This window comes from Pseudomonas sp. LS2P72, from assembly GCF_054897865.1.
Map to the genome: position 1 here is coordinate 5343572 of NZ_CM142708.1, position 13743 is coordinate 5357314.

A 13743-nucleotide genomic window follows, 5' to 3' on the forward strand; every position below is an offset into this window, starting at 1 on the left:
GACGTTCAATTGATCTGGAATGGATAAACCGCGCCCAGTTTAAGGATTTGCGTCAGTTCATCCAGTGCCGTCCGGCACTCAAGCAGCAATTGCGGGTCCGCGAGATCGTTTTCGGTCATGCGGTCGCGGTAGTGCTTGTCGACCCATTCGGTCAGCGTGCCGTACAACGGTGCCGTCATGATAACTCCTGGGTTGACGGCCGCCAGCTCGGTTTCGTTGAGCGCGACGCGCAGTCGCAGGCAAGCCGGGCCACCGCCGTTCTGCATGCTCTGCTTCAGATCGAACACTTTCACTTCGCGGATCAGGCCGCCGGAGCTGGTCAAACTTTGCAGGTACTGCCAGACACGTTCGTTGCCACGGCATTCTTCCGGCACGATCAACAGCATCGAGCCGTCCGGACGCGACAGCAGTTGGCTATTGAACAGGTAGGAACGAACGGCGTCTTCCACGGTGACCGCGGAACGCGGTACGCAGATCGACTGAAATTTCCCACCGACTTTGGCGAGTTTGCTCTGCAATTCGGCCAGCATCTGCTCGGTGTCGAGGAACGCGTCCTCGTGATAGAACAGCACCTCGCCATTACCCACCGCGATCACATCGTTGTGGAACACGCCCTGATCGATCACCGAAGGGTTCTGCTGAGCGTAGACCACGCCGTCATCGCTCAAGCCGTGCAGGCGGGCAACCGCCTGGGAGGCTTCGAGGGTCTGGCGGGCCGGGTATTTCTGCGGTGCCGGGTAACGGGTGTCGAACGCGCTGCGACCGAACACGAAGAACTCGACACCCGCTTCGCCATATTCACGGCAGAAACGCGTGTGGTTGGCTGCGCCTTCGTCCCCGAACTGCGCCACGGCTGGCAATGCAGCGTGGTGAGCGAAGTGTTTCTGGTCAGCGAACATCGCCCCCAGCACGCGACTGGTGGTCGGGTGTTCGATGCTGCGGTGATATTTGCAGTTCAGGTTGGCCGCGGTGAAATGCACACGGCCATCCGCGGTGTCGGCGCTCGGGCTGACAGTGGCGGCGTTGGCCACCCACATGCTCGACGCCGAGCAACTGGCCACCAGCAACGGCATCGCATCTTTAGCCGCCTGCTCGATCACCTGAGCGTCGGTGCCGCTGAAACCCAAACGACGCAGGGCTGCCACGTCCGGGCGTTCCTGTGGTGCCAGCACACCCTGTTGAAAGCCCATTTCCATCAGCGATTTCATTTTCGCCAAGCCTTGCAGCGCGGCTTCCTTCGGGTTCGAAGACTGCTGGCTGTTGCTCTGGGACGCGACGTTGCCGTAGGACAAACCGCCGTAGTTATGGGTCGGCCCCACTAGACCGTCAAAATTGACTTCATAGGATTTCATCAGCGAGGCTCCACGAGAATCTGTTGTTATAGGCATCAGTAACTATTCTTTGAGACCGAGGCGCGGCCATCGCCAGCAGGCTGGCTCTCACAGTGATTGCGTCGTACACAAAATGTGCGAACACCATCGAACCTGTGGGAGCCAGCTGGCTGGATCTCACAGTGATTGCGTCGTACACAAAATGTGCGAACACCACCGAACCTGTGAGAGCCAACTGGCTGGCTCTCACAGTGATTGCGTCGTACACAAAATGTGCGAACACCATCGAACCTGTGGGAGCCAGCCTGCTGGCGATGGGCATCACGCCATTTTCACGCCAGGCGTGAGAGTCGCCGGCAAGGTCAGGCTCGGCGTTTCCAGCGAAGCGACCGGGTACGCGCAGTAATCTGCCGCGTAGTAGGCGCTGGCGCGGTGGTTACCCGAAGCGCCGACCCCGCCGAATGGCGCGCTGCTCGCAGCACCGGTCAGCTGTTTGTTCCAGTTGACGATGCCCGCACGGCTTTCCAGCCAGAACTGCTGATAACGTGCTTCGGAATCCGACAGCAGACCGGCCGCCAGACCATAGTCGGTGTCGTTGGCTTCAGCGATCGCCGCCTCAAAATCAGCGTAGCGGATCACTTGCAGCAACGGGCCGAACAGCTCTTCGTCAGGGCGATCAGCCACTGCCGTGACGTCCAGAATGCCTGGGGTCAGCAAAGCAGCTTGAGCTTGTGGCTGAGTCATTTCCAGCAGCGCGACTGCGCCGTTACCCAGCAGATGTTCCTGCGCGTCCATCAGTGCTTTCGCAGCGCCGAGGGAAATCACCGAGCCCATGAACGGTGCCGGTTGCTGATCAAACGCGCCGACTTCAATCGTACGGCTGACCGCCACCAGACGCGCCAGCAGTGTGTCGCCCCAGGCGCCCTGCGGCACCAGTAAGCGGCGGGCGCAGGTGCAACGCTGACCGGCAGAAATGAACGCCGACTGGATGATGGTGTAAACGGCAGCATCGAGGTCTGCGACCTGATCAACGACCAGCGGGTTGTTACCGCCCATTTCCAGCGCGAGGATCTTGTCCGGACGACCGGCAAACTGCTGGTGCAGGTGATTGCCGGTGCGGCTGGAGCCGGTGAAGAACAAGCCATCGATGCCCGGGTTCGCCGCCAGGGCGATACCGGTTTCGCGAGCGCCTTGCAGCAGGTTCAACACGCCTGCCGGCAGACCGGCTTCGATCCAGCATTTGACCGTCAGTTCGGCGACTTTCGGCGTCAGCTCGCTGGGTTTGAACAGCACGCTATTACCGGCCAGCAGCGCCGGTACGATATGACCGTTCGGCAAGTGACCCGGGAAGTTGTAAGGCCCGAACACCGCAACCACGCCATGTGGCTTGTGGCGCAACACGGCGGTGGCGTCGCCCAACGGGCCGCTCTTCTCGCCGGTACGTTCGCGGTAGCTCTGCACCGAGATCGCAATCTTGTTGACCATGCTGGTGACTTCGGTCGCCGCTTCCCACAAAGGTTTGCCGGTTTCCTCACCGATGGTGCGAGCCAATTCGTCAGCATTGTTCTTCAGCGCGGCGGCAAAGGCCTCCAGCACTGTAATGCGCTCTTCCAGGGTACGTCGGGCCCAGCTCGGGAATGCCTGGCGTGCGGCTTGCACGGCCGATTCAACCTGAGCAGTGGTAGCGCCTTCGCCGGCCCACAGCACTTGTTGGGTTACCGGGTTCAGCGACTGAAAGGCTTCACCCTGGCCGGCCAGCCATTCACCTGCGATGTATAGCGAATTCATTATTTCGACTCCCTGGCAGCGGACAACGGAACGGCGCGCACTTGATCGCCGGCGTTGAGTTGAAGACGTTTGGCGGTCAGCGGATCGACCACCAGCGTACCGGCGGCGAAACGTGCAGGAGCAGCAGTGATCCGGCAGTCTTCGCGCTTGCGGTTATGAATCAGGAACGGAGTGGCGTCGTCACCTGGCGTGCCGATGGCCAGCACCAGCGCCTGGCTGTCGCGCACTGCGCGGATCTTGCCGGTTTCACACTCAACAGCAGGACCGGCGTCGAAGATGTCGACGTAGCCTTGATAGCTGAAGCCTTCGCTTTTGAGCATGGCCAACGCCGGCTCGGTGTCCGGATGAACCTGGCCGATCACGTTGCGTGCATCTTCCGACAGGAAGCAGGTATATAGAGGGAATTTCGGCATCAGTTCGGCGATGAACGCCTTGTTGCCCACGCCTGTCAGGTAGTCAGCCTGGCTGAATTCCATTTTGAAGAAGTGCCGACCCAGGCTTTCCCAGAACGGCGAACGCCCGGCTTCGTCGGACATGCCGCGCATCTCGGCGATGATCTTGTTGCCGAACAACTGCGGGAACTCGGCGATGAACAGCATCCGCGCCTTGGCCAGCATGCGACCGTTGAGGCCAGTGCGGTAGTCGGCGTGCAGGAACAGCGAGCACAGCTCGGAGTTACCGGTCAGGTCGTTAGCCAGGAACAGCGTTGGAATTTCGCGGTAGATGTTCAACTCTTGCGACGCGCTGACGGTCAAGCCAACCCGGAAGTTGTACCAAGGCTCACGCAGACCGACGGCACCGGCAATGGCGGAAATACCCACCACGCGGCCGTCATCATCTTCGAGCACGAACAGGTAGTCCGCATCGCCCCGCCCGGCTTCGCCGCGGAAGGTCTTCTCGGCCCAGCCGACCCGATGGGCCAGACGTTCTTCGTTGGCCGGCAAGGTGGTCAGGCCGGTGCCGGTGCTGCGGGCCAGGTCGATCAGAGCGGGTAAATCGCTGCTGCGTACGGGACGAACGATCATGCTATCTCCTCAAACGGGCCGCTTGCGCCACCCGTGAAATTTCGCTGCTTTCCAGGTATTTCTCGCTGGAAATCAAAGCCGGCGTTAAACCGCCACCAGGCGCACGCTGGCACCTTCACCGACACCCAGGGCTTCGGCCGCTTCAAGATCCAGGGTCACAGGTTTGCCCGGCGCGTAATCGAGCTCAAGCAAAACGGCGCGGTAATCCTGCAACTGGGCGTTGGCCACCAGATACTGACGACCGGCCCCTTTGACCGGCTCGCCAATTTTCACCGGGACGACTCGGCTCTGGGCGATCGAACGGATCCCCGAGACACGGGCGTGCAGGGTCGGCCCGCCGTCGAAAATGTCGATGTAATGATCGGTTTCGAAGCCCTCGCGCATCAGGATGTCGAAGGTGATCTGCGCCCGTGGGTGCACCTGGCCCATCGCTTCTTGAGCGGAGTCCGGCAGCAACGGCACATAGATCGGGTAATGCGGCATCAGCTCAGCCAGGAACGTCCGGCTCTTCAGACCGCACAGACGCTCGGCAGCGGCGTAGTTGAGGTCGAAGAAATTACGACCGATGGCATCCCAGAACGGCGAATCACCATTTTCATCGCTGTAACCGACGATCTCGGTCACCACCGAATCGGCGAAGCGCTCCGGATGGCTGGCTACGAACAGCAAGCGACCCCGGGAGTTGAGCTCCGACCAGGCCGAACCCACCAGCTCCGGCAGCACGTAGAAACTGGTCAGCAAGCTGTTGCCGGTCAGGTCGTGGCACTGGGAGAGCACGTGGATCTTGTTGTGAATCTTCAGCTCGCGGGAGGCGTGCACAAAGGTTTCATTACGGAAGCTGTAGAACGGCTCGGAATAACCGGCCGACGCAACGATGGCCGAGCAGCCCACCAGTTTGCCGGTGGCGGTGTCTTCGAGGACGAAGAAATAGCTCTCTTCACCATTGAAGCTGACTTCGGCGGCGAACGAGGCTTCGCTTGCCGCGATCTTGTCGCTCAGACGTTCAACGTCATCCGGCAAGGAAGTGACACCAATCGGGCTGTCCGCAGCCAGACGCTGTACCTCGCCCAGATCAGCCATTTGCGCGGGGCGCATCACCAGCATGGTGTCACTCCTTAATCTCAGAACTTACAGAAGAAAAAATCCCGGGCCATCCCTGAAACAACTCAGAGTCAACTGTGGGAGCTAGCCTGCTAGCGATATCGTCCTGTCAGGCAACAATGATGTTGGCTATCAGGCCCTCATCGCTAGCAGGCTAGCTCCCACACTTTTGATCCAGCCCGAAACAAAAATTGGGTTCGACGCCTGAATGATCAGGCGCCGAAGGGTCTATCAGGCTTGAGTCAGTTTGGCTGCGGCGCGCTCGAAACGATCCAGACCGGCATCGATATCGGCGTCTTCAACCACCAGGCTTGGCGCGAAACGAACCACGTCCGGGCCGGCTTGCAGAATCATCAGGCCTTCTTTTTCAGCGGCGTTGAAGATGTCCTTGGCCTTGCCTTTCCAGGCATCGTTCAGCACACAACCAATCAACAGGCCCATACCACGGACCTGGGTGAACAGGCCGTACTTCTCGCCGATCTGTTCCAGGCGAGCCTTGAACTTGTCGTGCTTGGCGTTGACGCCGGCCAGTACTTCAGGAGTATTAACCACGTCGATCACGGCTTCAGCGACAGCGCACGCCAGCGGGTTACCGCCGTAAGTGGTGCCGTGAGTGCCGACGACCAAGTGTTTGGCCAAGTCTTCGGTGGTCAGCATCGCGGCGATCGGGAAACCACCGCCCAGGCTCTTGGCGCTGGTCAGGATGTCCGGGGTCACGCCGTAATGCTGGTAGGCGAACAGCTTGCCGCTGCGGCCCATGCCGGTTTGCACTTCGTCGAAAATCAGCAGCGCGTTGTGTGCGGTGCACAGTTCACGGGCGCCTTGCAGGTACTCGAGTTCGGCCGGGATCACGCCGCTCTCGCCCTGGATCGGTTCCAGAACCACAGCGCACGTCTTGTCGGAAATGGCGGCTTTCAGCGCAGCCAGATCGTTGTACGGCACGTGGGTGATACCGGTGATCTTCGGACCGAAGCCATCGGAATACTTCGACTGGCCACCGACGTTCACGGTGAACAGGGTACGACCGTGGAAGCTGTTGAGCGCGGCGATGATTTCGTACTTCTCGCTGCCGAAACGATCGAAACCGACGCGACGGGCCAGCTTGAAGGCGGCCTCGTTGGCTTCGGCGCCGGAGTTGCAGAAGAACGCGCGCTCGGCAAACGTGGCGTCGATCAGCTTATGGGCCAGGCGCAAGGCCGGCTCATTGGTAAAGACGTTGGACACGTGCCACAGCTTGTTCGCCTGCTCGGTCAAGGCAGCGACCAGCGCCGGGTGCGCATGGCCCAATACGTTAACCGCAATCCCGCCGGCGAAGTCGATCAGCTCGCGGCCAGACTGGTCCCAGACGCGGGAACCGGCGCCACGAACAGGAATGAAAGCGGCAGGCGCGTAGTTGGGAACCATTACCTGGTCGAAATCGGCGCGTTGTACCGCAGCGTGCTCAACGGACATCGGAGTCTCCTGATGAGGAACACTCGCCTGAAACTGGCGAGCGATGGGGGGATTGTAAGGACAGTTTTCAGCCCGGCCTTGCCGCCAAGCGACAACTTCTTATAGCGCAAACCCCGGTTTCAACCGGGTTTACGGCAATGCGACATATAGGGTCGCAAAGGCGCAGTTTAAACCGCCGGCACAGGTTATAGGCAGGGTTGTCGAGCGGTGCGGTAAATATGTACCGCACGGAACCGATCATCGTCTGTTTTGCTGGCGGTTCATTCAAAACGCTAAGGGAATAGCGCATGAGCCGATACGAGAACGATCGCCCTTCCACCACTGGAGGCAGTGAGTCCGCTGCGCAGCCGGACGATCACTACCATCACCTGTTCAACAATCTGCCAGTCTGGGTATTAGAAGCATCGTCCAGTACACACCGAGCTCTCAAGAACACCACGTTTATGACGCCGGACTGGCATGGCACCGCAACACCGCTGCAGCACCAATCGCTGAAAAAGATCAGTCAGGAACACTGGACCCATCGAAATCGTCTGGACTCAATGCTGTCAAAGCTGCGAAGCGCGCAAGCCTTCGCCGAACCGTTGCTGAGCGACGCGCTGAAAACCCGGTTCAACCTGGATCTGGACGTCAAAACCACCTTCCTGCGCCTGTACATCCCTCAAACCGCACCGCTTTTCGGAATCAAGACGGGCGCCGCGCGCACCTGGACCGTGTCGATGCTGGATGCCGCCCTGCATAACTTTGAGGAATCGGAAACAGCGGCAGGGGCTTATGAGCCGGCCTCGACGTTCATCACCAAACCTTCGCCCACAGGGCAGTTCGATACGCTGCCGGCGGTCAAGCAAAAGCTCACTATTCCGGCCTTTGCCCGGTTATGTCGGGAACTGGATATCGGCGCCCGGTACAACGTTTACCTCAAAGACAATCTGGGGTTGTCCAACCCGGTGGCCGGTGCGGTGTTGAAATCGAAGGTGATCGGCTCGCACAAAACAGCACTCAAATCTGCGCTGCAGATGGCGCAAATCCGAAAGGATATTCCAGCGGATGCCCATCTCTCGATCCAGCGCATTATGGAAGGGCGTTCGGGTGCTCGACTGGATGGGCAGCCGCTGCAGGGTCACGACCTGACAATGATGTCCTCCTCGCTGACCGGCATTGTCATTTTCGCGGCGAGCCTGGAGCGCGCACGCACGGCAACACGGATCATTGCCTACATTCCCGATGATCCTGAGCATCCTCTCAAGGAATACCCGAATACATTGGCGTTCATGGCCGAACTGACCCGCAAACTGCGCTCGCCCGCTTATCAAACGTTCTTCAGTCGCTTCGTCGACCACAAGGAAAGAGGACACTTTTTCGCGGACCTCAACCGTCGCCTCCAGAGCGTGACCTGGCATCAACACCGACAGGGCGAACCACTGCCGAGCTGGCGCGCAACGTCCATCGACAAGCCTGATTTGCGGTTTTCGGCGATCCCGTTCAGAGCGGACCTGTGGAACCATCTCTATCAGCGACAGCTGAACAAGATCCTCAACGATGCAAGCACGCTCGCCGTCTCCACCGCCACTGCCGACAGCAACGCGCGATGGGCATTGTGGAATGCCTTCAGCAAAGTGGCCTCGACAATCCTTGAAATCGCGACGTTCGTTGCGCTGCCTTTCGTCCCGTTTCTCGGCGAATTGATGCTGGGCTACATGGCCTACCAATTACTCGACGAAACCTTCGAAGGCATAGTGGACCTGGCTGAAGGGCTGAAAACAGAAGCGTTCGGGCATCTGATGACGTTCGTCGAAACGGTGGTTCAGGTGGGAACATTTGCGGTGGGCGGCGCCATCGCTGCCAGGACCCTCAGAGGTCTGCTCTCTCGTGAAGCTATTGCGCTTGTCGACCCACTCAAACCCGTCACAACGCCCGAAGGAAAAACCCGCTACTGGAAGCCGGATCTCAAGCCTTACGAACAAGCACTCATTTTGCCCGAAGGAGCAAAACCCGATCATCTCGGCCTCTATCAATACGAGGGCAAGACGCTGCTGCCACTGGAGGAAAAACTGTATGCCGTGAAGCCCGACCGCGTGCCAGGCACGTTTCAGATTGAGCATCCGAAACGAACTGATGCCTATCAGCCGCCTCTACTGCATAACAACCACGGCGCCTGGCAAACAGAACTGGAGCAACCGCTGGACTGGGACCGGGAAAAGGTCCTGCGCCGCCTCGGCCATGGTGTCGAGTCGTTCACCAGCGCCGAGCGCGAACAGATCCTGCGGTTCAGCGGTTACCACGACGACGTAGTGCGCGAAATGCATGTCGAACATTATCGTCCGCCTTCTCTGCTGACAGACACGATCAAGCGTTTCAGGATCAACCGGGACATTGAAACTTTTATCGAACAGATCGGCAGCGACCAGCCCGAGCGCTATCGCAAGGCCGATCTGATCCTGCAACATCAATTACTGACCAGCTACGACGATTGGCCTGTCGACACGCCAATGCCGGCACCGGAAACCCAAACGAAAGCCTTCAGAAAACAAACGGCCGAACTTGCCCTGAAGCATCACAAATCGCTGTTCGATACACGCTATCGCGCGCAGGAGAAAACCGACAACGTGCAGGTCCAGCGACTGCTCGACGACGTGCATGGATTGCCGACCGATATCGCGCAAGAGCTGGTAAGCAATGCAACCGGGACCGAGTTACGCCAGCTGCACAACGGTCGCGCGCCCCAACGGCTCAAGGAAGCAGCACTAAAAGCCATGGAGGCCGTGCGCGCAACCCGAGCCTGTGAAGGCCTTTATTCCGACATTCTGGACAACACCGACACCCATCGACTGGCCTTACATAGCCTGAGTTCGCTGCCCGGTTTTCCCGCCGAGCTGCGTATTGAAGTGAGGGATTACGCCCATGACGGACTTGTGCGCGACAGCATTGGTCCGCCCGATGCACCGATCGTGAAAACACTGGTGCGCGCCGAAGTCGGCACTTACCAGGTTTATCAAGACAGCGCATCGATGCCCGGTGATTTTTATCAGGGACTTTTTCAGGCGCTGCCGCAAGCACAGCGCAATGCGTTGAGCCCATCTATCGCAAATGCTCAGTCACTCAGGCTACACATCGCCGAACATGCATTGAACCAACCGGCACTACGCAAGCTGTTCGCAAAAAATCCCAATCGAAAACCGTTCTACGATCCGACGACCATGCGCTTGCCTGGCGGCTCGGATGGATACCGACGCAGTTACTTCCCGACGCCGTCCCTCAACGACCGTGTTCGCGAGGTTTATCCCAGCCTTTCCGCAGAGGAACTCCAGTTTGTTGTTCTACAGTTACAAACGCATCCCGACGGCGCTCGCATGGAGCTCTCACGCCTGTCCAGCGAACTCTCGCGACTGAATCAGGACCTGAACATCTGGATAAATGATTCGCCCGCTATTCACCCGCAAACCCGGGTCCCTCTGAGCGAACTGGAACGACAGGCCGCTCGACACAATCGCAGGCTGCTGGCCCAGGAAATCCAGCGCAGCTGGCGCCGACAATCAGAGCGGGACTTCAATGGTCCGGATGACACGCCACGCTATGCACTCAGATTTGCCCAGCCGATTCTTGGCGATCTACCGACGCTGACGGCCGATTTCCCCCATGTGTCATTGCTGTCCCTTGAAGGCAGTCATGCTGTGCAGGGTGTTCCCGAGTTTCTTCAGCGCTTCACCAGCTTGCGCCGCCTCGATTTGAAACGCTTTTCCCTGACCGCCCTCCCCGAAGCCATTCCTCGAATGACGGACCTTGATGCGCTGGTGTTAAGCGATTGCGGAATCAGGTTCGATGCAGCCAACTGGGCGAAACTGTCTTCATTGAACAAGCTGGTCATGCTGGATCTGTACCAGAACCCGTTCACCATGGTGCCCAGTGTCGAATCCATGCCTGAGCTTGTTCACCTGGACCTGAGCCGTACCGGCCTGACCGACATTCCCGACAGCGTAATTCGCCACCCCAGACTTGATACCGCCAAGCTGCTACACAACAGGATCAGTGAGCTGCCTTCGCAATTATTCGAAAGCCCGGTGTACACCAAACAAGCAATACACCTGACGCACAATCCGCTTTCTGATAGCGCCCGACAACTGATCAAGCATCACTACTTCGACAGCTCATACGATTTGGGTGTCTATGCCCCAGAGGCGGACATCAACCGAGTCAGGGCGCTGTACCCGAACCTGGAGGTCGAACAGGCGAGCGAGTTTGTCTATGAACTGGCAGGCACACTGGCAGACGGCCGGATCGAGCTGACAAACCTTGAAGCGGAGTTGGCACAACTGAGCAACGACCTGGCGGTATGGACTGCCGACCTTCCGGCCCAACACCCGTTGACGGGCGAACCGTTCACCGCCCAACAACAGCTTGTCGAGCACATGAACCGCGACCAGTTCAAACAGACACTGGAGCAGTGCTGGCGGCATGAAAGCGAACACGATGATTTCAATGAGGCGCTGGAGCCCACCTATGAACTCGTTTTCGAATCCCACATCAACGGCGACCTGCCCACCCTGAACGCCGACTTCAGTCATGTGACATCGCTGGAGTTACGCAACGCCGGCGGAACGACCCGCGCCGGGCATTTTCTGGACTCTTTCCCCAAACTCAAAAGCCTCAGAATGCGCGACTGTAATCTGGGCAACATTCCCGATGCGGTGTTCAAGATGGGTCAACTGCGGTCGCTGTCACTCCCTGAATGCCGCGTCAGATTGTCAGCGGAATCGGCAAGTGCGCTGGCGGGAATGGAACACCTCGATTATCTCGATCTGGCCCACAACCCTCTGGGGCAAACGCCTGACCTGAGTCAGATGACGGAGCTCGCGACCGTACTGCTGAATGACACCGGTATCACCGAAATACCGCACGGCCTGCTGCAAGTGACAGAGCTGGACTGGGCCGACCTCAGTGGCAACGCCATCACCGAAGTCCCCAGCGACGTGCTGGAACTGCCGGTGGAAATCGCTGAAAACATCAGTTTTCGAGGGAATCGGTTTTCCGGGGAGAGCCTGCTACGGCTGATCGATTACTTCGAACGAACGGGCATGGACTTTGGAGTGGAAGAGCTGATCAATCGAGGAGAGATGGGTATCTCGACTTCTGAAGGTTCCGACATGGAGGAGTAAATCAGCCTGAGCAGGTGGCGTGGCTGCTCTGTCACCCACGCTCCGAGGGCACCGACGACAATTCGAACGGGCTGCTGCTGCGCCGCTGGTTGCGATCTTCCCGCGGCGTGGCACCGAAGAAGTTGCGGTAGGCGCTGGAGAAATGCGGCCCCGAGGAGAAGCCACACGATAGGCCGATCTGGATGATCGACTTGCTGGTTTGCATCAACATCTGCCGGGCCTTGTTCAGGCGCAGTTCCAGGTAATACTGGCTCGGCACACGGTTGAGGTATTGCTTGAAGATCCGCTCCAGCTGCCGACGGGACACGCACACATGCTGGGCGATTTCGTCGGTGGTCAATGGCTCTTCGATGTTGGCTTCCATCAGCAACACGGCTTGCGTGAGCTTCGGATGGCTGGAACCGAGACGGTTCTGCAGCGGAATGCGTTGGCGCTCGCCGCCCTCGCGGATGCGCTCGACCACCAATTCTTCCGACACCGCACCGGCCAGCTCAGCGCCATGATCACGGGCCAGCACGGCCAGCAGCAAGTCGAGTACCGAAAGGCCGCCGCACGCGGTCAGACGATCGCGATCCCAGTCGAACAGATGACTGGTGGCGATGACTTTCGGGAAGCGTTCGGTGAAATCGTCCTGCCAGCGCCAATGCACGGCAGCGCGGTAACCGTCGAGCAAACCCAATTGCGCCAACGGGTAAACACCGGCAGACAAACCACCGATCACGCAGCCAGCACGCACCAGTTGTTTCAGCGAACTACTGAGCGCCGGCGCGAGTGTGGTCGGCGGCTCATCGGCGAGCAAAAACAATTTCTGGAAGTTTTCGAGCTTGCCGGCCCACGGCTCACCCGGCAATTGCCAGGCGCCTTCGGTCGGCGGTTCGGCCTGCAAAAACGACAGTTCGTAGACAACGTCCGGATGCACACGCTGGGCAACACGCAAGGCCTCCTCAGCCAGCGCAAGCGTCAGTGCTTTAGTGCTGGGCCAAATCAGGAAACCAATTCGATGGGCAGTCATGGCGGGCAATCCGAAACGAAAACACTGTTAGAAGCCGAAAGCGGCTGCAACCAAATTAGACCATCTGGCGCGCGGTGCGCAGCATGACCTAATTTGGTGCGTAACGGGAGCGATTACTTGAGGCTGCCCGAGAGGAATTGTTGCAGACGTTCGGACTGTGGATTGACCAGCACCTCACGCGGGTTGCCGCTTTCTTCGACGACACCTTTGTGCAGGAACACCAACTGGTTCGACACTTCACGGGCGAAGCCCATTTCGTGCGTCACCACCACCATGGTCCGGCCTTCCTGCGCCAGGGCCTGCATGACTTTCAGCACGTCGCCGACCAGTTCCGGGTCGAGCGCTGACGTCGGTTCGTCGAACAACATCACCTCAGGTTCCATCGCCAGCGCACGGGCGATCGCCACACGCTGCTGCTCGCCGCCGGACATGTGGCCAGGGTAAGCATCTTTACGATGGGCCACACCGACCTTGTTCAGGTAGTGCTCGGCCTTCTCGCGGGCTTCAGCCTTGGACATGCCAAGCACGTGGACCGGCGCTTCCATGATGTTTTCCAGCGCGGTCATGTGCGACCACAAATTGAAATGCTGGAACACCATCGACAGGCGCGAACGCATGCGTTGCAGCTGTTTCGGGTCGGCCGCCTTCAGCGCGCCGTCCTTGTTGGCGACCAGTTTCAGCTCTTCGTTGTTGAGCAGAATCTTGCCCGCGTGCGGCTGCTCCAGCAGGTTGATGCAGCGCAGGAAGGTACTTTTGCCGGAGCCACTGGAGCCGATGATGCTGATCACATCGCCAGCCGCCGCTTTCAGGGACACGCCCTTGAGCACTTCGTGACTGCCATAGCGTTTATGCAGGTCTTGGACTTCAAGTTTGTACATGCG

General features: G+C 59.1%; 8 protein-coding genes. 1 reads left to right on the forward strand and 7 read right to left on the reverse strand.

Translation table 11 applies throughout. The annotated features are described in order from the left end of the window. Positions 1-5 precede the first annotated feature (5 nt). From astB to ACYZUA_RS24620, 5 genes are all read right to left on the reverse strand, one after another. Positions 6-1352: an N-succinylarginine dihydrolase gene (gene astB / locus ACYZUA_RS24600; RefSeq protein WP_461960958.1), complete on the reverse strand. Its 1347-nt coding sequence runs from the start codon at positions 1350-1352 to the stop codon at positions 6-8. 300 nt (positions 1353-1652) lie between these two features. Then, positions 1653-3122 carry a succinylglutamate-semialdehyde dehydrogenase gene (gene astD / locus ACYZUA_RS24605; RefSeq protein ID WP_461964107.1) on the reverse strand — a complete coding sequence of 490 codons (1470 nt, stop codon included), beginning with the start codon at positions 3120-3122 and terminating at the stop codon, positions 1653-1655. Then, the gene (gene astA, locus ACYZUA_RS24610; RefSeq protein ID WP_008154313.1) at positions 3119-4144 is read right to left on the reverse strand and encodes an arginine N-succinyltransferase; all 1026 of its coding nucleotides are present in this window, start codon (positions 4142-4144) and stop codon (positions 3119-3121) included. The genes astD and astA overlap by 4 nt, the downstream gene beginning before the upstream one ends. An 84-nt stretch (positions 4145-4228) precedes the next feature. Beyond that, on the reverse strand, positions 4229-5248 hold the full coding sequence (aruF, locus tag ACYZUA_RS24615; RefSeq protein ID WP_008154316.1) for an arginine/ornithine succinyltransferase subunit alpha: 1020 nt from the start codon (positions 5246-5248) through the stop codon (positions 4229-4231). 228 nt (positions 5249-5476) lie between these two features. Continuing rightward, the gene (locus ACYZUA_RS24620) at positions 5477-6697 is read right to left on the reverse strand and encodes an aspartate aminotransferase family protein (protein WP_461960959.1); all 1221 of its coding nucleotides are present in this window, start codon (positions 6695-6697) and stop codon (positions 5477-5479) included. A 287-nt stretch (positions 6698-6984) separates the two neighbouring features. Between ACYZUA_RS24620 and ACYZUA_RS24625 the strand changes: the two genes are divergently transcribed. Continuing rightward, complete coding sequence (locus ACYZUA_RS24625) at positions 6985-11850, forward strand: dermonecrotic toxin domain-containing protein (protein ID WP_461960960.1); 4866 nt, start codon at positions 6985-6987, stop codon at positions 11848-11850. A gap of 31 nt (positions 11851-11881) precedes the next feature. Here ACYZUA_RS24625 and argR read toward each other — a convergent pair whose 3' ends face one another. Beyond that, on the reverse strand, positions 11882-12862 hold the full coding sequence (argR, locus tag ACYZUA_RS24630) for a transcriptional regulator ArgR (RefSeq protein WP_033056741.1): 981 nt from the start codon (positions 12860-12862) through the stop codon (positions 11882-11884). 113 nt (positions 12863-12975) lie between these two features. Then, entirely contained in the window at positions 12976-13740 is a 765-nt protein-coding gene (locus ACYZUA_RS24635) for an ABC transporter ATP-binding protein (protein WP_046042317.1), read from the reverse strand. Between the last annotated feature and the right edge of the window lie 3 nt (positions 13741-13743).

Coding starts and splice junctions, on each gene's coding strand:
- astB (WP_461960958.1), bottom strand. CDS start 1,352: ATGAAATCCTATGAAGTCAATTTTGACGGTCTAGTGGGGCCGACCCAT.
- astA (WP_008154313.1), bottom strand. CDS start 4,144: ATGATCGTTCGTCCCGTACGCAGCAGCGATTTACCCGCTCTGATCGAC.
- aruF (WP_008154316.1), bottom strand. CDS start 5,248: ATGCTGGTGATGCGCCCCGCGCAAATGGCTGATCTGGGCGAGGTACAG.
- ACYZUA_RS24620 (WP_461960959.1), bottom strand. CDS start 6,697: ATGTCCGTTGAGCACGCTGCGGTACAACGCGCCGATTTCGACCAGGTA.
- ACYZUA_RS24625 (WP_461960960.1), top strand. CDS start 6,985: ATGAGCCGATACGAGAACGATCGCCCTTCCACCACTGGAGGCAGTGAG.
- argR (WP_033056741.1), bottom strand. CDS start 12,862: ATGACTGCCCATCGAATTGGTTTCCTGATTTGGCCCAGCACTAAAGCA.
- ACYZUA_RS24635 (WP_046042317.1), bottom strand. CDS start 13,740: ATGTACAAACTTGAAGTCCAAGACCTGCATAAACGCTATGGCAGTCAC.